At 68.0% G+C, this 23,490-nt stretch carries 19 protein-coding genes; 6 read left to right on the forward strand and 13 right to left on the reverse strand.

Annotation, left to right across the window (positions count from 1 at the left end):
- From E8M01_RS03990 to E8M01_RS04015, 6 genes are all read right to left on the reverse strand, one after another.
- Positions 1 to 1,620, reverse strand: coding sequence for an ABC transporter ATP-binding protein (locus E8M01_RS03990; RefSeq protein WP_136958930.1), 1,620 nt, complete (start codon positions 1,618 to 1,620; stop codon positions 1 to 3).
- A complete protein-coding gene (locus E8M01_RS03995) occupies positions 1,617 to 2,432 on the reverse strand; it encodes an ABC transporter permease (protein ID WP_215908855.1) in 816 nt (271 codons plus the stop codon). The genes E8M01_RS03990 and E8M01_RS03995 overlap by 4 nt, the downstream gene beginning before the upstream one ends.
- 5 nt (positions 2,433 to 2,437) lie before the next feature.
- A complete protein-coding gene (locus E8M01_RS04000; protein WP_136958931.1) occupies positions 2,438 to 3,385 on the reverse strand; it encodes an ABC transporter permease in 948 nt (315 codons plus the stop codon).
- Between the two features lie 24 nt (positions 3,386 to 3,409).
- Positions 3,410 to 4,996: an ABC transporter substrate-binding protein gene (locus tag E8M01_RS04005; RefSeq protein ID WP_246088590.1), complete on the reverse strand. Its 1,587-nt coding sequence runs from the start codon at positions 4,994 to 4,996 to the stop codon at positions 3,410 to 3,412.
- Complete coding sequence (locus tag E8M01_RS04010; protein ID WP_136958932.1) at positions 4,993 to 6,108, reverse strand: C45 family autoproteolytic acyltransferase/hydrolase; 1,116 nt, start codon at positions 6,106 to 6,108, stop codon at positions 4,993 to 4,995. Before E8M01_RS04010 ends, E8M01_RS04005 begins: the two co-directional genes overlap by 4 nt.
- 236 nt (positions 6,109 to 6,344) lie before the next feature.
- Complete coding sequence (locus E8M01_RS04015) at positions 6,345 to 6,632, reverse strand: hypothetical protein (protein WP_136958933.1); 288 nt, start codon at positions 6,630 to 6,632, stop codon at positions 6,345 to 6,347.
- A 206-nt stretch (positions 6,633 to 6,838) separates the two neighbouring features.
- Between E8M01_RS04015 and E8M01_RS04020 the strand changes: the two genes are divergently transcribed.
- Positions 6,839 to 7,114: a YodC family protein gene (locus tag E8M01_RS04020; RefSeq protein WP_136958934.1), complete on the forward strand. Its 276-nt coding sequence runs from the start codon at positions 6,839 to 6,841 to the stop codon at positions 7,112 to 7,114.
- A 3-nt stretch (positions 7,115 to 7,117) separates the two neighbouring features.
- Here the strand turns inward: E8M01_RS04020 and E8M01_RS04025 are convergent, their stop codons facing one another.
- Positions 7,118 to 7,363 carry a hypothetical protein gene (locus tag E8M01_RS04025; protein WP_136958935.1) on the reverse strand — a complete coding sequence of 82 codons (246 nt, stop codon included), beginning with the start codon at positions 7,361 to 7,363 and terminating at the stop codon, positions 7,118 to 7,120.
- Between the two features lie 206 nt (positions 7,364 to 7,569).
- Here E8M01_RS04025 and E8M01_RS04030 point away from each other — a divergent pair, with 206 nt between their 5' ends.
- Positions 7,570 to 9,894, forward strand: a complete 2,325-nt coding sequence (locus tag E8M01_RS04030; protein ID WP_136958936.1) for a heavy metal translocating P-type ATPase — start codon at positions 7,570 to 7,572, stop codon at positions 9,892 to 9,894.
- Between the two features lie 101 nt (positions 9,895 to 9,995).
- Here E8M01_RS04030 and E8M01_RS04035 read toward each other — a convergent pair whose 3' ends face one another.
- The 6 genes from E8M01_RS04035 to E8M01_RS04060 form a co-directional block, all read right to left on the reverse strand.
- Entirely contained in the window at positions 9,996 to 10,685 is a 690-nt protein-coding gene (locus E8M01_RS04035; RefSeq protein ID WP_136958937.1) for an N-acyl amino acid synthase FeeM domain-containing protein, read from the reverse strand.
- A 522-nt stretch (positions 10,686 to 11,207) separates the two neighbouring features.
- Positions 11,208 to 13,517: a putative bifunctional diguanylate cyclase/phosphodiesterase gene (locus tag E8M01_RS04040; RefSeq protein WP_136958938.1), complete on the reverse strand. Its 2,310-nt coding sequence runs from the start codon at positions 13,515 to 13,517 to the stop codon at positions 11,208 to 11,210.
- Positions 13,518 to 13,667: 150 nt separating this feature from the next.
- The gene (locus E8M01_RS04045) at positions 13,668 to 14,921 is read right to left on the reverse strand and encodes a CCA tRNA nucleotidyltransferase (protein WP_246088591.1); all 1,254 of its coding nucleotides are present in this window, start codon (positions 14,919 to 14,921) and stop codon (positions 13,668 to 13,670) included.
- Entirely contained in the window at positions 14,918 to 15,199 is a 282-nt protein-coding gene (locus tag E8M01_RS04050) for a DUF6111 family protein (RefSeq protein WP_136958939.1), read from the reverse strand. The genes E8M01_RS04045 and E8M01_RS04050 overlap by 4 nt, the downstream gene beginning before the upstream one ends.
- Positions 15,199 to 15,861 carry a CoA pyrophosphatase gene (locus E8M01_RS04055; protein WP_246088592.1) on the reverse strand — a complete coding sequence of 221 codons (663 nt, stop codon included), beginning with the start codon at positions 15,859 to 15,861 and terminating at the stop codon, positions 15,199 to 15,201. The genes E8M01_RS04050 and E8M01_RS04055 overlap by 1 nt, the downstream gene beginning before the upstream one ends.
- Positions 15,858 to 16,448, reverse strand: a complete 591-nt coding sequence (locus tag E8M01_RS04060) for a DUF1285 domain-containing protein (protein WP_425467702.1) — start codon at positions 16,446 to 16,448, stop codon at positions 15,858 to 15,860. The genes E8M01_RS04055 and E8M01_RS04060 overlap by 4 nt, the downstream gene beginning before the upstream one ends.
- 152 nt (positions 16,449 to 16,600) lie before the next feature.
- Between E8M01_RS04060 and E8M01_RS04065 the strand changes: the two genes are divergently transcribed.
- Genes E8M01_RS04065 through E8M01_RS04080 form a run of 4 tightly spaced genes read left to right on the forward strand, consistent with a single transcriptional unit; the run spans position 16,601 to position 23,489 of the window.
- Positions 16,601 to 17,602: an AAA family ATPase gene (locus E8M01_RS04065; protein ID WP_136958940.1), complete on the forward strand. Its 1,002-nt coding sequence runs from the start codon at positions 16,601 to 16,603 to the stop codon at positions 17,600 to 17,602.
- Positions 17,603 to 17,610: 8 nt separating this feature from the next.
- Entirely contained in the window at positions 17,611 to 18,555 is a 945-nt protein-coding gene (locus tag E8M01_RS04070) for a DUF58 domain-containing protein (RefSeq protein ID WP_136958941.1), read from the forward strand.
- A complete protein-coding gene (locus E8M01_RS04075) occupies positions 18,552 to 21,404 on the forward strand; it encodes a DUF4159 domain-containing protein (RefSeq protein WP_136958942.1) in 2,853 nt (950 codons plus the stop codon). The genes E8M01_RS04070 and E8M01_RS04075 overlap by 4 nt, the downstream gene beginning before the upstream one ends.
- Positions 21,405 to 21,407: 3 nt before the next feature.
- Positions 21,408 to 23,489: a hypothetical protein gene (locus E8M01_RS04080; RefSeq protein WP_136958943.1), complete on the forward strand. Its 2,082-nt coding sequence runs from the start codon at positions 21,408 to 21,410 to the stop codon at positions 23,487 to 23,489.
- The last annotated feature ends 1 nt before the right edge of the window (position 23,490 follow it).

Raw genomic sequence — 23,490 nt, forward strand, 5'->3', positions numbered from 1 at the left:
TCAGGCCCGCGCCGCCTCCGCCAGCACCACCTCGGTATCGATGCGCGGCGTCGCGTCGAGCAACGCCCGGGTATAGGGGTGGCGCGGATTGTCGAACACCTCGTCGCGCGAGCCCTGCTCGACGATCCGGCCCGCCTGCATCACCACCACCCGGTCGGCGACCTCGGCGACCGCGCCGAGATCGTGCGAGATGAACAGGCAGGCAAAGCCGCGCTCCTCCTGCAGCCGGCGGATCAGGTCGAGGATCTGCTTCTGCACGGTCATGTCGAGCGCGCTCACCGGCTCGTCGGCGACCACGAGGGCCGGCCGCCGGACGATGGCGCGGGCAATGGCGACGCGCTGGCGCTGGCCGCCGGAGAGCTGGTGCGGGAAACGGTCGGCCATGCCCGGCAAGCCGACGGCCTCGAAGGTTTCGGTGACACGCGCGGCCTTCGCCGGGGCATCGAGGCCGGGTTCGTGGCGCAGCGGCTCGGCCACGATGTCGCCAATGCGCATGCGCGGATCGAGCGACGAATAGGGATCCTGGAACACGATCTGGCAGGCCAGCCGGAAGTCCTTGAGCGGGGCGCCGCGGGCGGCGGTGACATCGCCGCCGCGGAACATCAACTGGCCGCCGCTGGCGGTGATCAGCCTCAGCATGGCCCGGCCGAGCGTGGTCTTGCCGCAGCCGCTGCCGCCGACCAGCGCCACCGTCTCGCCATGGGAAATCGTCAGGTCGACGCCGTCGACCGCGCGCTTGGCAAGCCCGTGCCGGAACAGGCCCCGGCTGCCGGGATAGTCGACCGTCAGGCCGCGCGCCTCCAGCAGCGGCTCGGGCGCGATCGCGCGCACCGGCCGCGGCGTCCGGCGCGGCATGGCCGCGACCAGGTCGCGGGTATAGGGGTGCTGAGGCTTGCGCAGGAGGTCGCCGGCCCTGCCCTCCTCGACCACCCGGCCGCGCTGCATCACCAGCGCGCGGTCAGCATAACGCGCCACCAGGCCGAGATTGTGGGTGACCAGCAGGATGGCGGTGCCGCGATCCTGGGCGAGCTCGACCATCAGGTTGAGGATCTCGGCCTGGACCAGATTGTCGAGGGCGGTGGTCGGCTCGTCGGCGATCAGGAGCTTTGGCGCCGGCAGCATGACCGCGGCCAGCATGATCCTTTGCCGCATGCCGCCGGAAAACTCGTGCGGATAGGCCTTGAGGCAACCTTCCGGGTCGGGGATCTGGATCCGCCTGAGCATGGCGAGGCAGGCCCGGCGCTGCTCGTCCGGGCTCATCGGGCTGTGCAGGGCGAGCGCCTCGCCGAGCTGGGCGCCAATGCTGAGCGCCGGGTTCAACGAGACCATCGGCTCCTGGAACACCATGCCGATCGAACCGCCGCGCAATTCGCGCAGGCGCGCCGGCGTTACCGTGGTCAGGTCTTCGCCTAGGATGGCGATGCTGCCGGCGGTGCGTTTCAGTCCGGGCGGCAGCAGGCCGAGAATGGCGCGGCCGGTGGCGGTCTTGCCGCTGCCGGACTCGCCGACCAGCGCCAGGATCTCGCCCGGCTGAATGTCGAAGGAGACCTTGTCGACGGCAACGAACGGACCGGCGCCGACGCTGAGGCCCCGGACCGAAAGCAAGGCTCCGGCGCTCATCGCTGCTCTCCGCGCGGGTCGAGGCGGTCGCGCAGCGCGTCGCCCATCAGGTTGATGCCGAGCAGCGTCACGGCGATGCAGAAACCGGGACAGAGGCTGAGCCAGGTGGCCGATTCCATATAGGGCCGGGCCGCCGACAGCATGTTGCCCCAGGTCGGCGCCGGCGGCGGCACGCCGAGGCCGAGAAAGCTCAACGCGCTCTCGGCCAGGATGGCCCAGCCGAACATGCCGGTGGCCAGCACGATGACCGGCGAGGCGGTGCTCGGCAGGACATGCCGCCACAGGGTGTAGAACTCGGAATTGCCGATCGCCCGCGACGCCTCGATGAATTCCCGCTCACGGATCGACATGACCGAGCCACGCACGATGCGCGCCACCGTCGGGGCATAGGCAAGGCCGAGGGCTGCGACGATCCCCCATTTGCTGGCGCCGATGACCGCCATCAGGCCGAGCGCCAGCAGGATGCCGGGGAAGGCCAGCAGCGTATCGTTGATCAGCATCAAGGCCCGGTCGGTCCAGCCGCGGGCAAAACCGGCGATCAGGCCAATGACGCTGCCGAGCAGGACCGCGACCAGCACGGTCAAGGCGGCGACCAGGCAGGAGGTGCCGGCGCCCGCCATCAGCCGGCTCAGGACGTCGCGGCCGACCTCGTCGGTGCCGAGCCAGTGCAGCGCCGAGGGCGCCGCGAGCCGGGCGCGCAGATTGACGCCGAGCGGATTGTAGGGCGTCCAGACCGCCGACAGGCCGGCCATCAGCAGGACGACTGCGAGCAGCAGCCCGCCAAGGATCGCGTTGAGCCTGAGCCGCATCATGGCCTTCACTCCGCCGCCACGCGTGGATCGAACAGGGGGTAGAGCAGGTCGACGAGCAGGTTCACCAGCACGTAGATGCAGGCAATGAACAGGATCGCCCCCTGCACCACCGGATAGTCGCGGGCGTAGATGCCGTCGACCAGCAGGCGACCGAGGCCCGGCAAGGTGAACACCGTCTCGATCACCGCGATGCCGCCGAGCAGATTGCCCAGCACGATGCCCATCAGTGTCAGTGTCGGCGCGAAAGCATTGGGCAGGACATGTTTGCCCAGCACGGTCGATTCACGCAGGCCCTTGGAGCGGGCATGGGCGACATATTCCAGCCGCAGCACGTCGATCGTGGCGCTGCGCGCCATGCGGGTCAGCACACCGGCCTCGATCAGGGTCAAGGTCGCGATCGGCAGCGCGATATAGCGCAGCGCCTGCCAGGCATCCTCGCCGAACGGGACATAACCGACGACCGGCACCCAGCCGAGCTTCAGCCCGAAGAACAGCAGCATCAGCAAGCCCAGCCAGAAGCTCGGGATCGACAGCAGCAGGGTCGCTCCCGCGACCACGGCGAGATCCAGCCCCTTGTCCTGCTTCCAGGCCGCGATCATGCCGAGCGGCACCGCCAGCAGTCCGGCCAGCGCCACCGCCGCCAGCACGATCGGCGCGGTGACCTGGAAACGGTCGAGGATCAAGGGCAGCACCGGCTCGCCGTTGGAGATCGAACGGCCGAGATCGCCGCTGAGGCCATGGCCGAGCCAGGTCAGGAACTGCATCGGCAAGGGCTGGTTGAGGCCCATGCTGTCCCTGAGCGCGGCAAGCTGCTGGGCATCGGCCGCGTCGCCCAGCATCAGCTGCGCGGGGTCGCCCGGCACCAGCCGCATCAAGGTGAACACCGCGACCGAGACCAGCAGCAAGGTGGGCAGCGCCAGCAGCAGCCGCTTCAGCGCATAGGCGAATGTCATGTCGGCGACCTCCCCGTCCCTGGTTCAGCGTCTGGATACGCCCCAAAGCCTGGTCTGCGCGGCGGCCCAGGAGGCAACGCCGTCGAGACCCTTGCGATGGGCGAGATAGTCCGGCTGGTTGAACAGGATGATGGCCGGGGTCTGGGCGATGAAGCGCTGAAAGAGATCGTCGAAGATCGCCTGGCGTTCGGCCGGGTCGGCCACCTCGAAGGAGCGGCGGATGAGCGCCAGCGCCTCGGGGTCCTCCCAGAGCTTGCGCGGCTGGCTGTCCTTCGGGCCCGACAACATCTCGTAGGACAGCGACGGATCGAGCCGGGGCGAATAGAGGAAGGACATCATCTGATAGTCGCCGCGGGTGTAGCGGTCGAGCTGGGTCGCCCAATCCAGCACCTCGAGTTCGATCTTGAGGCCAGCCTCGGCCGCCATCGACTGGGCGGCGACCGCCGCGTCATAGACATTCGGATAGCGCCGGTTGGTGATCATCCGGATCGTCTGGCCGCGATAGCCGGCTTCGGCCAGGAGCCGCTTCGCCGCGGCGATGTCATGGCGCGGCCGCACGCCCTGCACCGCCGTATGGAACGCGCTGGAACTCGGAATCGGCGATGGATTGTCCGGCGCGTCGGTGCCGACCAGGCTCGCCACGATCTGCGGCACGTCGATCGCCAACGCCATCGCCCGGCGAATGCGCGGATCCCTGAGCAGCGGGTCGCGGGTCTGGATCAGGAAGCCGGTCAGCCCCATGGTCGGCGCCGAGACGACGGTGATGTCATTGCGCCCGCGCATGTCGCTGAGCTCGGTCGAGGCGACATCCGACATGAGGTCGATGGCGCCGGCGATCAGAGCGGCCTTCGCGGCCGAGGAATCCGGGATGACCATGAAGCGGATCTGCGCGGCCGAGGCGATCTTGGCGCCGGCCAGGCCGTCGCGCGGGCCGGCCAGCGGCACATAGCCGTCGAAGCGCAGGAGATCGACATATTGGCCACGGCGCCATTCGCCGAGCCGGTAGGGGCCGGTGCCGACCGGCTGACGCCAGACGCCGTCCGCCCCGACCGAGGCCGGATGAACGATGGCCGTGGAGCCGCAGTCGGGCCGCGCCATGGTGTTGAGGAACAAGGCCGTCGGCTTTTCCAGGGTGATCGTCACGGTGGCCGCGTCAGGCGCCCCGATATCCACCACCTTGGCAATGCCGTGGCCGTCGAAATCCGGCAGGCAGCGCCATTGCACGGCCGGATCGAGATAGCGCTTGAGGCTCCAGACCACCTCGGCCGAGGTCAGCGGCGCGCCGTTGTGGAAGGTCACGCCTTGGCGGAGCGTGAAGCGATAGGTGCGGCCATCGGCGGAAAGGTCGATGCGCTCGGCGAGCATGGGCGCGATCGCGGCGTTCTCGCGCAGCGCGACCAGCCCCTCGACCATGTGCAGCACCACGCTGTCGGTGTTGAAATCGCGGTTGACCCCGGGCTGGGTGCTGCGGATATCCGAATTCAGCGCCACCCGGAAACCATAGTCGCCGCGCTGTGGCGCCGGGCCGGCAGCAGACCCCGGTTGCGCCGATGCCGGGCCGGCAAAGGCCGTCAGCCAGGCGACGATGCCAAGAGCGATCGCTTGCCTCATGCCGCCCTCGTCGCAGCGCCTGGCGTGAGTTCATAACGAGTGAAGACCCGGTTCAGCGCCGGCAAGGGCGCGACATCGAGCACCCCCCTGGCCGGCTGCATCAGCAGCATGGCAACCGTCGCCGAGAGATTGCCCCCGGAATTCACCCGCGGCGGGCGGCAGACCGACCAGGGCGACTGGTAGTCGTCGAACAGCGCATCACGCACCGCCTCGACATCCAGCGCGCCGCGGCGCTTTTCGAGGAGCGCGCGCACCCTCAGGTCGCGGTACAGGCTATCGGGCGTGTTGGCGATGCCGGTATCCCTGAGCTTGGCCAGCGCCACCGGGCTTTGCCAGTGGTTGGCGTGGACGATCAGGCCATCGGTCGGCAGCACCTGGAAACTCTCGTCCGGAGCGCATTCGAAGTCGATGGCGATGCCGCCGGCGTGGCTGACGATGATGTTGTTCGAAGCCGATTTCCGCGTGGTGTAGGCGGCGTGGAAGGCCTGCGCGACATGCTCCTGTTCCAGCACCTTGCGCCGGATCAGCGCCAGGGGCACGCCGAGTTCGCGGTAGTCGCGGTCGCTTTCCAGGTAGTTGGCGGTGACCGCGATGCCGGCAGCATTCAGGCCGGCGCGGGCGAGGCCCCCGGCCTCGACGAAGGTCAGGATGTCAGGAGCGTCGTCGCGGCGGATGCGCAGCACCACGCCGGTCTCGGCGCATTCGGATTTCCAGTCCCAGTTCTGGGCATGGATGAGTTCGCCGCTGCGTGACGCCGACGGCAGCACCACCACGCCGGTGCAGCCATCGTGATCTTCGGCGGCGAGCCGGGCGCGTTTGCCGAGCTGCAGCACCTCGGTGCGGGCATTGATCAGCACGATGTCTTCGAATTCGACATTGGCGCCGGCCGCGATGCCGCGCATCTCCGCGACATAAGCCGGATCGAAGGCTTCGATCCGCGGAACGAAGTCGCGGGCCCAGCCACGGATCGTCGCCGCACCATGGCCGCCGGCGGTCAATTGCGCCGAATAATGCTCGATGCTCCGCCGGATGCGCTGGCTTGCCTGCTGGCCGTAGTGGCGGCCGCGGGTTTGCGCGTCGCCGCGAAGCTCGATCAGGGGAAAGGGTTCCATGCCGCGCGTCCCAAAATGCCTCGTTCGGATTTTGGTACCCCAAAATGCATCTCTTGAGCAAGGGGCAGTTCACGTTGCGGCCGGCATCTTTTCGACAAGTGGCGGCGGACCCGGCGCGGTGCGACGGGACGTGACCGCTCAAATCCACCCACGGCTTCGCAGCCGGCAGACGCAGAGCGCGGAAAAAGCGGCAGAAATCCGCGGCGGCGCGCCAGCACAGCCGTTGCGGGATCGCGTCAGGCGAGCAGCATCAAGGGCATCAGCTCGCCCGGTTCCTGGGCCTGGCGCTGCAGCAGGGAGAGCACTGCGAGATAGAGAGCGGCCGAGGCCGTGATGCCGGCCGAGACCGCCTGCCTGGTCTGGCGGGCGCCGTGATCGGCGATCAGCCGTGCGATCGAGCCGGCATCGAGACCATATTCGCGCGCCAGAAAGGCGGCGATCTCGTTCCTGCGCCGGCCGGCGCGCACGCATTCATCGACGACCTCCAGAAGCAGGTCCGGCGTCTGATCCAGATCGTGTTCCAACGTCACCCCTGACGGCCATCGCGCAATTGTCAGCGAAATGTAAGCTTTGCCGCCCGACGCGTCATTGGGCCGATTACGTAGTGTGCTGGACGAAACGTCGCAGGCGCCATGCCGACCTGATCCGGCACGACGAAAACCCACCTCTGTGATCGTCCCGTCACCAGCCTCGGCTAGACCCAAGGCGTTTCCCAACCCAGGAGGATGCCATGACCTACAATGCCGGTGACGTGGTGATGTTGAAATCGGGCGGCCAGGCACTCACCGTGGCCTCCGTGGAGGCCGACGAAGTGACCTGCATCTGGATCGGTGAAGAAGGCGACCTGTTCCGCGAGAAGATCCCGGTGGCCGCGCTTTCGCCGCTCGACCTCGAAGAGGAAGAGAACCAGGAAGACGATCAGGACGAGACCGAGGACGGTGACGACGAAGAAGACGAGGAAGACACCGAAGGTCACACCGAAAAGCGCGAAAAGCTGCGCGCCTGAGGCTCAATCGGCAGTCGGCAGACGGCGCATCGTGAACTCGATGCGACCGTCATCCAGCTCTCGCCAAGCCTCGACTTCGGTCATATAGGCGGCCTTGGGGAAGCGCGTGAGGATTTCGCGCGCTTTCGCCCGCGCCGCCTCGCGCGGCAAGGTGAAGGTCTCGCGCTTGAACCCATCGGTCGGCCGCGGCGACGTCGGCTGCGGCCCGCGCCGGACGGCATCGAATGGCTTGCGGCTGTCGGATCGCATGGACGGCCTCTGTATCCGCGCCGCTGGAGATAGCAGCGTTCTGTTATATCATCATATTGAAGCGGCCGGTTACGCTTCAAGACCCAGTCGTTACCATCGGGACGAGACAGGTAACGTTATAGCTCTTGCCCTATTTGAGGGTTCCGGTCTTGCCGGCCTGTGATTGCGATATTTAATGACGGTCGCATACAGGCAGGAATATCGTCATGACCGGAGCCGTCCGCCAGAGCCGCTTTCGCATCGAAGGCATGGATTGCGCCTCCTGCGCAGCCAAGATCGACACGGCGGTGCGCCGCCTGCCCGGCATCGCCGATGTCAATGTCTCGGTCGCGACCGGCCGCATGACCGTCACTCACGGCTCCGACGACGACCTCGCCGCGGTCCAGCGCCGGGTCACCGGTCTTGGTTATGCGGTCGCCGCCATCGGTGCCGATGCCCCGGCAAGCACCGCCGCCGGCGCGCTTGGCCAAGGCCGGGACCATCACGACCAGCATGACCACCATCACGGGTCCTGCACCGGATCGCATCACGACCACCACCACGCTCACGACCATGATGATCACGGCGACCAGCGCCGCTCCGGCCACGCCGGTGCCGCCGGCGGGCCGGCGCCCAGCCTCGGGAGCCTTGGTCTTCCAAGGCGAGATCAACACCACGACCATGGCCCGGCGACCGGCCCCTGGTGGCGAGGCCGCAAGGGCCTGACGACGATTGCCTGCGGCGCGGCGCTCGCCGCCGCCTATGGCCTCGGCAAGCTGGTTCCGGCGATCGACCACTGGGTCTTCCTCCTGGCGCTCGCCGTCGGCCTGGTACCGATCGCCCGGCGCGCTTTCGCGGCGGCGCGCGTCGGCACGCCGTTTTCGATCGAGATGCTGATGACCATCGCCGCGGTCGGCGCGGTGATCATCGGCGCCACCGAAGAAGCCGCCGCCGTCGTGTTCCTGTTCCTGGTCGGCGAATTGCTCGAAGGCGTTGCCGCCACCAAGGCACGGGCCAGCATCCAGGGCCTCGCCGACCTGGTGCCGAAGACGGCCCTGGTCGAGACCGAGGGCAGGACCCGCGAAATTGCCGCCGACAGCCTTGTTGTCGGAGCCGTCATCCTGGTCCGGCCGGGCGACCGCGTGCCGGCGGACGGCGTCATCATCTCAGGCGACAGCGCCATTGACGAAGCCCCGGTCACCGGCGAGAGCACGCCGAAACGCAAGACCGTCGGCGACACCGCCTTTGCCGGCACGGTCAATGGCGAGGCCGCGCTCCGGCTGCGCGTCACCGCGGCGGCCGCCGACAACACCATCGCGCGGGTCGTCAAACTGGTCGAGGAAGCCCAGGAATCGAAGGCGCCGACCGAGCGCTTCATCGACAGTTTTTCGCGCTATTACACGCCGGCCGTGCTGGCCGCCGGCGCCCTGGTCGCCATCGTGCCGCCGCTCGCGCTCGGCGGCGCCTGGGCCGAATGGATCTACAAGGGCCTCGCCATCCTGCTGATCGGCTGCCCTTGCGCCCTGGTGATCTCGACGCCGGCGGCGATCGCCGCCAGCCTGTCGGCCGGTGCCCGGCGCGGCCTCCTGATGAAGGGCGGCGCCGTGCTCGAGAGCCTCGGATCCCTGACGGTTGTCGCCTTCGACAAGACCGGCACCCTGACCGGCGGCAAGCCCGAGGTCACCGACGTGGTCGCCTTCGGCCGCGGCGAGGCCGAGGTCGTCGCCCTGGCTGCCGCGCTCGAGACCGGTTCGAACCACCCGCTGGCCAAGGCGATCCTGGCGCGCGCCGAGGCGGCCGGCCTCACCGTGACGCCGGCAACCGACATCGGCGCACGCGCCGGCAAGGGCGTGACCGGCAAGATCGATGGCCTTGCCCTGTTCCTGGGCTCGGCCGCGGCGGTCGCCGAACACGTGCCGCTCGCCGACGACATCGCTGCACGCATCCAGGCGTTCAACGACGACGGCAAGACCGTCTCGGTGCTGGCCGCCGGCGATCAGGTCGCCGGCCTCATCGCCATGCGCGACCAGCCGAGAGCCGATGCGAAGCAGGGCCTGGAGGCGCTGCGCGCCGCCGGCATCCGCACGCTGATGCTGACTGGCGACAACCGCCGCACGGCCGAGGCCATCGGCCGGATCGTCGGCATCGAGCCGCGTGGCGAATTGCTGCCGGAAGACAAGATGCGCATCGTCAACGACCTGAAGGCGGCCGGCGAGCGCGTCGGCAAGGTCGGCGACGGCATCAATGACGCGCCGGCGCTTGCCGCCGCAGATGTCGGCATCGCCATGGGGGGAGCTGCCGACGTGGCGCTGGAAACCGCCGATGCGGCGGTGCTGCACGGACGCATCGGCGATGTCGCGGCGATGATCGCGCTGTCGCGCCGGACCATGGCCAATATCCGTCAGAACATCACCGTGGCGCTCGGCCTGAAGGCGGTGTTCCTGGTCACCACCATGATCGGTTTGACCGGGCTCTGGCCGGCCATCCTCGCCGATACCGGCGCCACGGTTCTGGTGACCGCCAATGCCATGCGGCTGTTACGGCCGGCCTGACCGACATGACCTAAACCCGACGCGCCGGCGGCGGGCGTTCAAACCCATGGGACGGTGGAACGAGGGTTTCCGGCCAAGGAGCATTCCGCCGGAACCAATGGTCAGGCTGCCGCGGCCTGTCCGCCGACCGCCGGTTCGATGCGGGCCGGCAGGGCGTGGGCCGGTTGACTGCGTCCGAACAGGAAATTCCGCTCGATGGCGCTGGATGCCATGAAGGGATAGCGGCTGACGATGCGTTGGTGCACCGAAGGATAATGGATGCCCATCAGGTTGATCGGCTTCTTCAGCCCGGGATAGTGGCGCCGCTCGCCCATGGCTTCCATGAAGAACAGCCGCTTGTAGAACGCCCGGTGCTCGGTCCTGACCGTTGCGAGGCCGAGGTCCGCCCGGAAGAACTCCGACGCCATGAAGCCGAGCCGGACGGTCGCATAGGCAAGCCCGGGACTGATGCGCGACTGCTCGTGATCCACGACGAGCCGGGTCGGATCGATGATGGTCTCGCCGGCCTGCACCCGCGGGCCCAAGAGATCCTCGAACACCGACATTCCCGGCGAGATCGGATGGGTCCTGGTGGCGGCGTGAATCCGGATCGAACTGGCCAGCTTGCCGCCGAGGAAGACCCCAAAAATCCAGACATTGGGTGAGTTGTCGTAGCCGTCCTTGAAGATGCCGTGCTTGTTCGGCCGGATCGCACCCTCGCGCAGGTAGCAATTGTAGCGCAGCCGATAGATCGCCTGCTTGTCTTCTTTCGTCTCCGCCAGCCGATATTCGACCCGACCGAGCAGCTCCATAACGTGATTAGCGAATGATCCTGGCGGATTAACCGTATTCATCAGGCATGCCTCACATCAAACGCCAGTCTTCGCGGCCAGGAGTGAGGACAATGTTAATCAAATTTTAACGAATGGAAAGCGGTTGGTTAAAATAGCGTTAACGCCGGCGCGCAAGCCGCGCTGACAACATGGATTTTGCTTGAACGCGCCGATGAGAATGTGGTTTTTCTGCGGAGGCGGTCACGCGCGCCGGTTGCAGAGTACGACACAGGGCCCGGTTGGATCAGCTGCCGTGGCCAAGGCGGGCTGGCCACGCTCTTCGCTCCGCTGGTTCATTCCGGGAGCTGCCGCAACCATGGCGCGCAACGCCTCACGCGCAGCGTACCGATTGCGCGCATGGCTGTCCGCACTGCCCGACGGTCGTCGGCCGATCCCCCGTCAAGGCCGGACGGCGATGAGCGCGCCGCATCGCGGCGCGCTTTCACAGGCGCAGTGGGGAGGCAGATCGGGAAACGAAAGCGCGGCGCGCCGGTGCGCCGGTCAGGCGACTTTTTTCAGCAGGCCCGCGCCGGAACGGCTGAGCAGGATGCGCAACTGGTCGTCCGGGATGGCCGGGCTCAGGAGGAAGCCTTGGATCTCGGTGACCACGCCGGGTTCGTCGATCAGCTTCATCTGGGCGTAGGTCTCGACACCCTCGACCACCACGGCCAGGCCGAGATCGGCGCCGAGCCGGGTGACGCCTTGCAGCAGCTTGACCGAACGCAGGTCGGTTTCCAGATTGCGCACGAAGGAGCGGTCGATCTTGACCTTTTGCAGCGGGAATTTCTGGAGATAGCTGAGGCTGGAATAGCCGGTGCCGAAATCGTCCAGCGCGATCCTGACGCCCATCTCGCGCAGCGTCTCGAGCGTCGCAAGGATCGAAGCCGAGTCCTGCAGCAGCAATGTCTCGGTGATCTCCAGCTCGAGCCGGTCGGCGGCAAGCCCGGTGGCCTGCAGGGTGTCGCGGACCAGCGCCACGACATCGTCGCGGTCGAACTGCACCGACGACAGGTTGACCGCGACGCGGACCTCGTTCGGCCAGGCGGCACAAGCCGCGCAGGCCTTTCTCAGCACCTGCCGGCCAAGCTCCACCACCAGGCCGGTTTCTTCCGCAATCGGAATGAACTCGGCCGGCGACACCATGCCGCGGGTCGGATGCGGCCAGCGCACCAGTGCTTCGCAGGTGGTGATCCTGAGCGTCTTCAGGTTCAGCAGCGGCTGGAAGTAGACCGCCAGCTGTTCGTTGTGGATCGCCTTGCGCAGGTCCAGCTCGGTGGCCCGGCGCGCCTGCGCCTGCCGGTCCATTTCTTCTTCGTAGAAATGCAGGATGCCCTTGCCGCCGGCCTTGGCGCGGGCCAGCGCCATGTCGGCGGATTTCAGCAATTGATCCGGATCGGTGCCGTCGCGTGGCGCCAGCGCAATGCCGACCGATGCTCCGCAAACCACCGTCGAGCCTTCGATCTGAAACATGTCGGACAGGTTTTCGATGATCCGGCCGGCGAGCTTGGCGACCTCGTTGACGGTTCGAACGCCACTTTGCAGCACGACGAATTCGTCGGCGCCGAAACGCGCGACGACATTGGTCTCGCCAACGACGAAGCGCAGCCGGTCGGCAACCTCGATCAGCAAGGTGTCGCCGATCGGGTGGCCGAGCGTGTCATTGACCTGCTTGAAATTGTCGAGATCGACGAACAGCACCGCCAGCACGTCGCTGTCGGAGCGCATGGTCAGCGCCAATTCGAGGCGCTCCTGAAACTGGATGCGGTTCGGCAGGCCGGTCAGGGCGTCGTGACGCGCCATATGCGTCATGCGCGCCTCGGTCCGGCGCTTCTCGGTAATGTCCTCGATGACGACGACCAGCCCGCCGTTCTCCATCGGCTGGAACGCCACGTCGATATGACGTTCGCTGGTCTCGACTTCGAGCCGGTTCATCAGCCGGTCGCCGGCGCGCCGCCTGATCATCTCCATGATGCGGCTGGCATCGTGGGGGTTGATCACGCCGCTTTCGGCATAGCTGGCCACGATGGCTTCGATGCGCGCCCCGGACCGAATGCTCTCCGGATCGCAGTGCAACATCTCGCCCCAGCGCGCATTGACCACAACCAGCCGGCCGGTGGCGTCGAACATGGCGAGCCCGTGCGGCATGTTGTTCAGCGCGGTATCGAAGCGGGCCGCCAGCAGCTCCACATCACGCTTGGCGATGACCGCATCGAGCAGGATGTTTCTCAGCCGTGCCGCCACGCTGCGCGTGCTGACGAAAAACGGCGCGAAGAAGAGCGCCAGAACGATATGGTCGATATTGCCGGCGACGACCAGGCCGGCAATGACCGGAATGGCCAGCAAGACGATCTGCGTATCGACGAAACGGCCATTGGCGAAATTGCGCCCGGTGACGCCGACCATGTGCGCGAGCACCAGCGACATGCTGAACAGCTGCGCGACCACGCTGGTGGTCAGGGCGAAGCTGGCAAAGCACCAGAGCCCCAGCAGGAAGACATAGGCATTGGCGCCGACCGTATAGGCGCGTTCCCAGCGGTGGGCGGCCTCGTAGGTCACGACATCGGCGCGCGCCCGCCGGTAGGACATGATGTGGATCGTCCGCCCGAGACTGACCAGGCCGAGCGCGACGGCGAAAACATCGAGGACGACGTCCGACGTGAGATAGGCAGCGTAGAGCGCCGCCACCCACGCCGTCAGGGCGCCGAACAGAAATGTCCGGACGTCAGCGTAAAGCGCATCGACCATCGCGATATAGATCTCGACGGGGAAATCGCGCTTCGTCTCGTTCGTCGTCTCAGCACGAATGTTCATGATACAGTCGTTGCAAACACCAGCGGGCGAACCTCGCACGAGGGCCACCAAGCGTAATCAAGCAAAAAAACCTTGCGCATCAATTAATTGACGTAAGCACTGGCCTGCCGCGGCGGGTCAACGACCCCAGCGCGCAATAGATTTTTATTTTCAACGCCCAGTAGTCAACTGCGAAATCAGGCCCGAGATCACGCTGTTCGAAGTCGGAAAATCCGCGGCGATCCAGGCCGCCCTGAGCGCTGCAAGCGCCGCGCCAAGCTCCGGACCGGCTGTAAAGCCGCGCGCCACCAGGTCATTTCCGGAAATCGGAAAGGCCGGCGCCTTCCAGCGCTCGGCCAAAGTGGCCAGTTGCCGCCAGGCGGTATCATCAGGTGGCGCGCCGGAGCGGGCAAAGGCGACCAGCGCACGGTCGCGGTAGCCGCGCGGGCCGGCGGCGAACAGCACCGCCTTGGCGGCCAGTTCGCCATGGGCCGGATCGAGCCCGTGCCAGCCATGGCCGATGCCGTCGAGCCGGCGGTACTCCTCATTGGAGAGCGACAGCCTGTCGCGCAATCTATCCGCGTCTTCGCGGACCAGCACGGCCAGCGCCGCAAGCCGCCGCGGCGCTTCGGCCGGCAGTTCCATCAGGCGCTCGATCTCGGCCAAACGGCTGAGATCGCGGCAAAACGGTACGCCGCCGATGAGCGGCCCGAGCAGCCCGGCATCGGCCATGACCTGCAGGGTTTCGCCTGCCCGCCCGGCAATGACCAGCTTCATGATCTCCATGCGCAGCCGCTCACGCGACAGTTCGGCGAGCCCTTGCCGCTCGGCGATACAGGCGGCCAGCGCCGCCGCATCGGGCTCGCCGGCGGCATAGGTCGCATGAAAGCGGAAAAACCGCAGGATCCTCAGCCGGTCCTCGCGGATGCGCTGGATGGGATCGCCGATGAACCGGATCCGCCCGGCCCGCAGGTCGGCCTCCCCGCCGAAATAGTCGTGCAGGACCCCGTCGCGCGTCAGGCTCATGGCATTGACCGTGAAATCGCGCCGGCTGGCATCGGCCTTCCAGTCGTGGCCGAAACGGACCACCGCGCGGCGCCCGTCGGTCTCGATGTCTTCGCGCAGCGTGGTGACCTCGAAGCCCCTGCCCTCGACGACCACGGTCACCGTGCCATGGGTTATGCCTGTCGGCACGGATTTGAACCCCGCGGCCTTGACGGCGCTGACCACCGCCTCCGGCACGGCCGACGTCGCGATGTCGATATCGCCAGGCGCCATCCCGATCAGGGCGTTGCGCACGGCGCCGCCCACCGGGCGCGCCTCGCCGGGCCCGGCGTTCAGGACGGCCAGCAGCCGCGCCGCCGGCCCCCGGCTCAGCCAGTCCGGAACCGGAATGCGCCGGACCTCGTCCTCGCCGCCGCTCACCGCCGCGGCTCCGGCGCGCGCGGCGCGAGATGGGCCGGGTGGAACACGCCGTTTTCCACCCGCGCCGGCACATAGACGGCGGTCGGATCGCGGCTCTGGCCCGCCAGGTGATAGAGGAAATAGCCGCCGGCCAGAAGGACGCCGCAGAGCCCGATCCAGATCACCGGCTGCCTGTCCCAATGCTGCTTCAGCCAGGGATTCTGCTCTTTCAGGTGCAGCCAGCCGATATAAAAGAGAAAGGGCAGCGCAAACAGCGCCAGATTGACCAAGGCACGCATCAGGCCCTCTCGCTCACCGCCTCGATCGGATCGGACAGTCGCTCCCAGAGGTTGCGCAGAATGCCGGCGGTGATGCCCCAGATATATCGCTCGCCAAAGGGCATGGCATAGAAATAGCGCCGCTGGCCGTTCAATTCACGCGACTGGCGCTGGTGGTTCTTCGGATCCATCAGGAAGGCCAGCGGCACCTCGAAGGCGTCCGTCACCTCGCTCGGATTGAGGGTCAGTTCGAAACCCGGCTCGACCAGGCCGACCACCGGGGTGATCAGGTAGCCGGTGCGCGACAGGAACGGCGCGAGATAGCCGAGCGGCCGGACGTAACGGCGGTCGAGGCCGATCTCCTCCTCGGCCTCGCGCAGCGCCGCCGCCAGCGGGCTTGCGTCATCAGGATCGATCTTGCCGCCGGGAAAGGCGATCTGGCCCGAATGGTTGGACAGATCCGACGAGCGCTGGGTCAAGAGCACCGTTGCCTCGGGCCGGGCGACCACCGGGATCAGCACCGCCGCCGGGCGCGCCGGCGGTCCCTCGTTGATGGTCGGGTCACCCGGATCGGCCGGGCGGTCGCCGACGCCCGCGAAGGGATCATGGACGAAGGATGGAACGTCGAGCGTCAAGCGCCCGGTCACCGCGGCGGTGAACTGGTCTGGCGAAACGGGAATCACATTAGCCCCTCGATCTCGGCGGCCGGCACCATGGGGTAGAAGGTGCCCGCGGCATAGAGGCCGAACCAGGCCGCCCCGTCGACCGGGCGGACCTCGCCGAGATTGGCAAGGTCGTGGAACAGCGCGCGCGAAACCCGGGCCCAGAGCTCGCGGCGGACATGGACATAGGGCTTCAGCCCGTCGGTGCCAGCCTCCTTCTCGAAGCGCAGGGGATGGTCCGGACCGACCTCCACCCACTCCTCGGTCTGGGTGCGCAAGGCGATCGCGCGCGTCGTCCCGCTGCCCGAAACACGCATCTCGACGGCGGCGAAGGGCGCGTCGTCGACGGTGATACCGACCTTTTCGACCGGGGTCACAAGGTAATATTTGTCATCCTCGCGCTTCAGAACGGAAGAAAACAGCTTGACCAGCGCCGGCCGGCCGATCGGCGTCTTCATGTAGAACCAGGTGCCGTCGGCGGCGATGCGCATATCCAGGTCGCCGCAGAACGGCGGGTTCCACAAATGCACCGGCGGCGGGCCTTTGACAGCCTTGACCTGGGTCGCGATGCCCTCCAGGCCGCCTGGCGACGGTGATCCGCTGGTCACGCGATAAGCCTCACGTTTGAGTGAAATCCCTGATCATTTGGCCCCAGGCGATTGGCCGGAGCCTCAACCGAACGTAAGACTCGGCTATCGTGATCGCAACGCATGCTTCATGATGCACTGCGAAGGATAGCTGCGCCTCGAAGGGAGCCATCATGACCGCCGAGACCGCCGAACGCATGGAAGACGCCATTATCCGCGCCGCCGAGACGACCGTCGCCCAGGTCCGTCTGGCCCGCGCCAATATCTCGAATGTGATCTTCGGCCAGCAATCGGTCATCGACCAGGCGCTGATCACCGTCCTGTCCGGCGGCCACGCGCTGCTGGTCGGCCTGCCGGGCCTGGCCAAGACCAAGCTGGTCGAGACCATGGGCGTGGTGCTCGGCCTCGACGCCCGGCGCGTCCAGTTCACCCCCGACCTGATGCCCTCGGACATCCTGGGTTCCGAGGTGCTCGAGGAATCGGCCTCGGGCAAGCGTGCCTTCCGCTTCCTCAAGGGCCCGGTCTTCGCCCAATTGCTGATGGCCGACGAGATCAACCGCGCTTCGCCGCGCACCCAGTCGGCGCTCCTGCAGGCCATGCAGGAATATCACGTGACGGTTGCCGGCGAACGCCACGACCTGCCACGGCCGTTCCATGTGCTGGCGACCCAGAACCCGCTCGAGCAGGAAGGCACCTATCCGCTGCCCGAGGCTCAGCTCGACCGCTTCCTGATGCAGGTCGACGTCGACTATCCCGACCTGGAGGCCGAACGGAAGATCCTGTTCGACACCACCGGCGCCGAAGAGACCAAACCCAAGCAGGCCTTGTCCTGGGACGATCTGCAGGCGGCCCAGCGGCTGGTTCGCCGCCTGCCGGTGGGCGAGACCGTGGTCAACGCCATCCTCACCCTGGTTCGCTCGGCCCGTCCGGATGCCACCAAGGGAGAATTGGCCAATGCCATCGCCTGGGGTCCTGGCCCACGCGCCTCGCAGGCACTGATGCTGGCGGTCCGCTCACGCGCGCTGCTCGACGGACGGCTGGCGCCCTCGGTCGACGATGTCGTCGCCCTCGCCGAGCCGGTGCTGAAGCACCGCATGGCGCTATCTTACAGCGCGCGCGCCGACGGGCTGACCGTGGAGGCGACCATTGCCTCGCTGGTCAAGCCGATCCGGTAACCGAACTGATGTTCGGCCTCGCCGAGACGCTGCGCCAGAACCACGACAATGACACCCCGGGCCGCCGGCTTTCGCGCGACGCCGCGATCCTGGCCGCCAGCCTGCCGCGCCTGGTGCTGGAGGCGCGCCGCGTCGCCATGACTGTCGCCCATGGCCTGCATGGCCGGCGCCGCGCCGGCACCGGCGAGAACTTCTGGCAATTCCGCCGGTTCACCGATGGCGAACCGGCGAACCGGGTCGACTGGCGCCGCTCGGCCCGCGACCAGCATCTTTATGTCCGCGAGCAGGAATGGGAGGCCGCCCACACCGTGTGGATCTGGCCGGACCGCTCGGCCTCGATGGAGTTCGTCTCCAACCTTGCCCGCGAGACCAAACGCGACCGCGGCCTGGTGCTCGCTTTCGCGCTGGCCGAGATCATGGTGCGCGGCGGCGAGCGGGTCGGCATTCCCGGCGTGATGCGGCCGAGCGCCAGCCGCGCCATCATCGAGCGCATGGCCGACGCGATCCTCGCCGACACCATTGGCAAGACCTCCGACCTGCCGCCCAAGGCGCCGGTGTCCAGGCTCTCCGAAGTGGTCATCCTGTCCGACTGCCTGGTGCCGATCGAAACCTTCCGCGACGAGGTCAAGAGCCTGGCGGTCAGCGGATCGCGCGGCCATGTGCTGCAGATCAATGATCCGATCGAGGAGACCTTCCCTTATCGCGGGCGGGTGGAGTTCGAGGAGCTGGAAGAGGGCCTGACGATCACCGCCGGCCGCGCCGAGACCTGGCGCGACGACTATGTCGCAAGGCTTGCCGCACATCGCGCGGCCTTGCGCCAGGAATGCGACGTGCGCGGCTGGAGCTTCGGCCTGCACCGTACCGACCAGCCGCTCGCCGGCGCGATTCTGGCATTGCATCAGCGCATGGGGCCGGGATCGCGCGACCTGGCGCGCGAGACGGTGAGGCGATGATGCTCGGCTTGCCACTCGCCTTCGCCTCACCCCTGGTCCTGTTCGCGCTGGCGGCCCTGCCGGCGCTCTGGTGGCTGTTGCGGCTGGTGCCGCCGCGGCCGCGCCGGGTGAAGTTCCCGCCGACCAAGATCCTGATCGACATCGCGCCGAAGGAAGAGACGCCGTCACGCAGCCCCTGGTGGCTGACCGCGCTCAGGCTCTTGCTCGCCACCCTCATCATCCTGGCCATGGCCGGGCCGATGTGGAATCCGCCGGCGACCACCAGCGGGGCGCGCGGCCCCGTGCTGCTCCTGATCGACGACGGCTGGCCTTCGGCCGCCGCCTTCGAGCAGCGCCTGCGTGTCGCCAACCAGATCATCGCCTCGGCTGAAAGCGCCGGCCGGCCGGTGGCCTTCGCCTCGACCGCCAAGCCGGTCATCACCATCGGCATCGAAACGCCGTCCTCGGTGCGTGAACGGCTGCGCTCGCTCGAGCCGTCGCCGCATACGCCGGATCGCAGCGGCGTGCTGCCGCCGCTCGGCCGCTTCCTCGCCGCCCAGCCGCAGGCCGAAATCGTCTGGCTGACCGACGGCATCGACACCGGCCGGTCCCAGGCTTTCCTGGCCCAGCTCAAGGAGACCGTCGGCAGCCACACGCTCACCGTCTATGATGGCGGCACGCCACCGGTGCTGGCCCTCACCGGCGCCACCAATACCAGCGGCGGCTTCAACGCCCTGATCATCCGGGCCGAACCCGGCCCGGCCCAGGTCGGCCGGGTGCGTGCCCTCGACACCCGGGGCCTGCCGATCGGCGAGAGCACCTATGCCTTCGAGCCGGGCAAGACCGAAGCCGAGGTGCGTTTCGACCTGCCGGTGGAGATCCGCAACGACATCACCCGCCTCGACATTGTCGGCGAACGCTCGGCCGGCGCCGTGCAGTTGATCGACGCCCGCTGGCAGCGCCGCACCATCGGTGTGATCTCGGGCGCGACCGCCGACACTGCCCAGCCGCTGTTGTCGCCAACCTATTATCTCGGCCGCGCGCTCGAACCTTTCGCCGATATCCGCACCGTCGAGGGCGCCTCACCCTCGGAAGCCGCCATCCGTTTCGTCGAGGGCCGGGTGCCGATGATCGTGCTGACCGATGTCGGCACCGTCACCGCCGAGGCCCGCGATGCGCTCAACCGCTTCATCGACAATGGCGGCATCCTCTTGCGTTTCGCCGGCACGCGGCTCGCCGGCGCGCAGAATGACGACCTGGTGCCGGTCAAGCTGCGCCGCGGCGGCCGCCAGCTCGGCGGCGCGCTGTCCTGGGAAACCCCGCAGGCCCTCGCCGCCTTCACCCGCGACAGCCCCTTTGCCGACATTGCCGTGCCGGCCGACGTCCGTGTCCGCCGCCAGGTGCTGGCCGAGCCCGACGGGCTCCTGGCCGACAAGACCTGGGCCCAGTTGCTGGATGGCACGCCCCTGGTCACCGCCGAGAAGCGCGGCCGCGGCCTCCTGGTGCTGTTCCACATTACCGCCGACACCGCCTGGTCGGACCTGCCGCTGTCAGGCGCCTTCGTCGAAATGTTGAAGCGGATCGCCGGTCTGTCGGCTGCCGGCCGGCCGGCAGCCGAAGGCCTTGCCGGCCTGCCGGGCCAGGCGCGGGCGAACGAGCGGGTTGCACCGAACCGCGTGCTCGACGGCTTCGGCGGCTTCATCCGTCCGCCCGCCACCGCCAAGCCGATCCCGGCCGACTGGCGCGAGCCGGCGACGGCGGATTATCCGCCCGGCTTCTACGGACCGCCCGATGGCACCGTCGCGGTCAATGCGCTGGGCGCCGACGAGCGCTTGAAGCCGCTCGACCTCCGCCCTCTCGGCGCCGCGATCGAACGCTATCGGGTTGGCGAACCCGTGGATTTGAGATCTCCGCTTGTGATCGCAGCGCTCATCCTGCTTCTCGCCGACGGCATTGCGGTCTTCGTGATCGCCGGCGGCCTTGCCCGGCTGACCGGCGGCCGCGCCGCCCGGACCGCCGCGGTCCTGCTGGCGCTCGGCGCCATGGCCACGCTGTTCGGCGGACCGGCCGATGCCCAGACCCGCCGCGCCCAGGACCGCCCGCCGATTTCGACCGGCAATCCGGCCGATGACGCGGCGGTGCGCGCCACCCAGGCGACCCGGCTTGCCTATGTGATCACCGGTTCGCGCGAGGTCGACGAGATCAGCCGCGCCGGCATGGATGGCCTGACGCGTTTCCTGTCGGCGCGTACCGCGCTCGAACCGGCAACCCCGCAGGGTGTCGATATCGGCCGCGACGAGATGGCCTTCTTCCCCATGCTCTACTGGCCGATCGTGGCCGGCGCCGGCGAACCGACGCCGCAGGCGCTCCTGAAACTCGACGCCTATATGAAACAGGGCGGCATGGTGATCTTCGACACCCGCGACGCCGCGACCGCACGGCCCGGCCAGGCGAGCCCGGCCCAGGCCACCCTCAGGCGCATCCTGGCCGGCCTCGACATTCCCGAACTCGAACAGGTGCCGCGTGACCATGTGCTCGCCCGCGCCTTCTTCATCCTGCGCGAGTTTCCCGGCCGCCATTCCGATGGCTCGACCTGGGTCGAAGCCATCCCGCCGGCGAGCGAGGATGAGCCGGCACGGCCGGCGCGCGCCTCCGACTCGGTCTCGCCGATCATCATCACGGCGAACGACCTCGCCGCCGCCTGGGCGATCGACCGGCAGGGCAATCCGCTGCTGCCGGTGCAGGGCGAGGCGCGCCAACGGGAGCTCGCCTACCGGTTCGGCGTCAACCTGGTGATGTATGCGCTGACCGGCAATTACAAGACCGACCAGGTCCATGTGCCGGCCCTGCTCGAACGGCTGGGGAACTGAGCGATGGCCTTCGGTATCGTCTGGTCGCCGCTTCTGCCGCCCGCAGCGCTCGCCGCCGCGGCGATCGCCGTGGTGATCCTCTCGGCCCTGCTGCTGGTGTCGCGCACCCGCGGCGCCTGGTGGCGGATCGGCGCCATGGCCCTGGCCCTGCTGGCGCTGGCCAATCCGGTGTTCACCCAGGAAGACCGTGACCCCCTGCGCACCGTCGTCGCCGTGGTGCTCGACCGTTCGGCCAGCCAGTCGCTGGCCGATCGCAGTCGCATCACCGACGAGGCCAAGGCCGCGCTCGAGCGCAATTTCGGCCGTTCCACCGGCTTCGAGGTGCGTTATGTCGATGCCGGCGCCTCCGACGGCCAGACCGACGGCACCCATCTGTTCGAGGCGCTGCGCGGAGTGATCTCCGACGTTCCGGCCGAGCGCATCGGCGGCGCCATCCTGGTCACCGACGGCCAGGTTCACGACGTGCCGGCCCAGGCCGCCGCGATCGGCTTCCAGGCGCCGGTCCATGCCCTGATCACCGGCCGCTCGACCGATCGCGACCGTCGGGTGGTGCTGACCCAGACGCCACGTTTCGGCCTTGTCGGCCAGGCCCAGACCGTGGGCTTCCGCATCGAGGACAACGGCACCGGCGGCCGCGCCGCGGAGGCCGCCGTCACCGTCAAGCGCGACGGCGAATTGATCGAGCGCCGCACCGTCGTCACCGGCGCGACCACCCTGATCCAGGTGCCGGTGACCCATGCCGGCGCCAATATCGTCGAGGTCGAGGTCGACGGTCTCGACGGCGAGCTGACCGCCATCAACAACCGCGCCGTGGTCATCATCGAGGGTATCCGCGAGAAGCTCCGGGTCCTGCTGGTCTCGGGCGAGCCGCATGCCGGCGAGCGCACCTGGCGCAACCTCCTGAAGTCCGATGCCGGCGTCGACCTGGTCCATTTCACCATTCTGCGGCCGCCGGAAAAGCAGGACGGCACGCCGATCAACGAATTGTCGCTGATCGCCTTCCCGACGCGCGAGCTGTTCCAGATCAAGATCCGCGAATTCGATCTGATCATTTTCGACCGCTACGCCCAGCAGGGCGTATTGCCGCTGATCTATTTCGAGAACATCGCCCGCTATGTCCGCAACGGCGGCGCGCTTCTGGTCGCGGCCGGCCCGGAACATGCAACCTCGGCCTCGATCAACGACACGCCGCTGGAGACCATCCTGCCGGCGGCGCCGACCGGCGACGTCATGGAGCGGCCCTATCACGCCCGCGTCTCGGAACTCGGCCGGCGCCATCCGGTGACCCGGGCGCTGCCCGGCTCGGCCATCGAGGGCGAACCGCAATGGAGCCGCTGGTTCCGGCTGATCGAGAGCCGCGAACCGGCCCAAGGCGCGGCGACCGTCATGGACGGTCCCGACAGCCGGCCGCTGCTGGTGCTGCAGCGCCAGGGCGAAGGTCGCGTCGCGCTGCTGTTGTCCGACCATATCTGGCTGTGGGCGCGCGGCTATGAGGGTGGCGGGCCGCATCTGGAGCTGCTGCGCCGCCTGTCGCACTGGCTGATGAAGGAGCCGGAGCTGGAAGAAGAAAGCCTGCGGCTTGCCGTGCGCGGCCGGCAACTGGCGGTCGAATTGCAGACCATGGCCGAGGCGCCGGCCGAGGTGACCCTGACGACGCCATCGGGCAGGTCCCAGGTGGTCGCCATGCAGAACGCCGAGCCGGGGCTCTGGCGCGGCCAGGTCGATGTCACCGAACTCGGCCTCTGGCGGGCTCAGGCCGGGACGCTGACCCGCCTGGTCAATGTCGGGCCGCCCAATCCGCGCGAATTCACCGATGTGACCTCGACGCTGCGCCTGCTCGAACCACTGGTCCGGGCCACCGGCGGCGGGCTCTGGCGCATTTCCGAAGATGGCACGCTCACCGTCCCGCGCATCGTTCCAACCCGCTCGGCGAGCTCGATGCGCGGTGACGACTGGATGGGCATCCGCCAGCGCGACGCCTCGGTGGTGCGCGGCATCGGCATCCTGCCGGCCTTTGCCGGCGTCCTCGGCCTGATCCTGCTGCTTGGCGCGCTGACCGCGGTCTGGGCGCGCGAGGGCCGGTGAC

The organism is Phreatobacter stygius (assembly GCF_005144885.1).
Classification (GTDB): Bacteria; Pseudomonadota; Alphaproteobacteria; order Rhizobiales; family Phreatobacteraceae; genus Phreatobacter; species Phreatobacter stygius.

What these genes read in the sequence shown, in the direction of transcription:
- E8M01_RS03990 (WP_136958930.1), bottom strand. Translation starts at nt 1,620, where the DNA reads ATGAGCGCCGGAGCCTTGCTTTCGGTCCGGGGCCTCAGCGTCGGCGCC.
- E8M01_RS03995 (WP_215908855.1), bottom strand. Translation starts at nt 2,432, where the DNA reads ATGATGCGGCTCAGGCTCAACGCGATCCTTGGCGGGCTGCTGCTCGCA.
- E8M01_RS04000 (WP_136958931.1), bottom strand. Translation starts at nt 3,385, where the DNA reads ATGACATTCGCCTATGCGCTGAAGCGGCTGCTGCTGGCGCTGCCCACC.
- E8M01_RS04005 (WP_246088590.1), bottom strand. Translation starts at nt 4,996, where the DNA reads ATGAGGCAAGCGATCGCTCTTGGCATCGTCGCCTGGCTGACGGCCTTT.
- E8M01_RS04010 (WP_136958932.1), bottom strand. Translation starts at nt 6,108, where the DNA reads ATGGAACCCTTTCCCCTGATCGAGCTTCGCGGCGACGCGCAAACCCGC.
- E8M01_RS04020 (WP_136958934.1), top strand. Translation starts at nt 6,839, where the DNA reads ATGACCTACAATGCCGGTGACGTGGTGATGTTGAAATCGGGCGGCCAG.
- E8M01_RS04025 (WP_136958935.1), bottom strand. Translation starts at nt 7,363, where the DNA reads ATGCGATCCGACAGCCGCAAGCCATTCGATGCCGTCCGGCGCGGGCCG.
- E8M01_RS04030 (WP_136958936.1), top strand. Translation starts at nt 7,570, where the DNA reads ATGACCGGAGCCGTCCGCCAGAGCCGCTTTCGCATCGAAGGCATGGAT.
- E8M01_RS04035 (WP_136958937.1), bottom strand. Translation starts at nt 10,685, where the DNA reads ATGGAGCTGCTCGGTCGGGTCGAATATCGGCTGGCGGAGACGAAAGAA.
- E8M01_RS04040 (WP_136958938.1), bottom strand. Translation starts at nt 13,517, where the DNA reads ATGAACATTCGTGCTGAGACGACGAACGAGACGAAGCGCGATTTCCCC.
- E8M01_RS04050 (WP_136958939.1), bottom strand. Translation starts at nt 15,199, where the DNA reads ATGCGTGCCTTGGTCAATCTGGCGCTGTTTGCGCTGCCCTTTCTCTTT.
- E8M01_RS04065 (WP_136958940.1), top strand. Translation starts at nt 16,601, where the DNA reads ATGACCGCCGAGACCGCCGAACGCATGGAAGACGCCATTATCCGCGCC.
- E8M01_RS04070 (WP_136958941.1), top strand. Translation starts at nt 17,611, where the DNA reads ATGTTCGGCCTCGCCGAGACGCTGCGCCAGAACCACGACAATGACACC.
- E8M01_RS04075 (WP_136958942.1), top strand. Translation starts at nt 18,552, where the DNA reads ATGATGCTCGGCTTGCCACTCGCCTTCGCCTCACCCCTGGTCCTGTTC.
- E8M01_RS04080 (WP_136958943.1), top strand. Translation starts at nt 21,408, where the DNA reads ATGGCCTTCGGTATCGTCTGGTCGCCGCTTCTGCCGCCCGCAGCGCTC.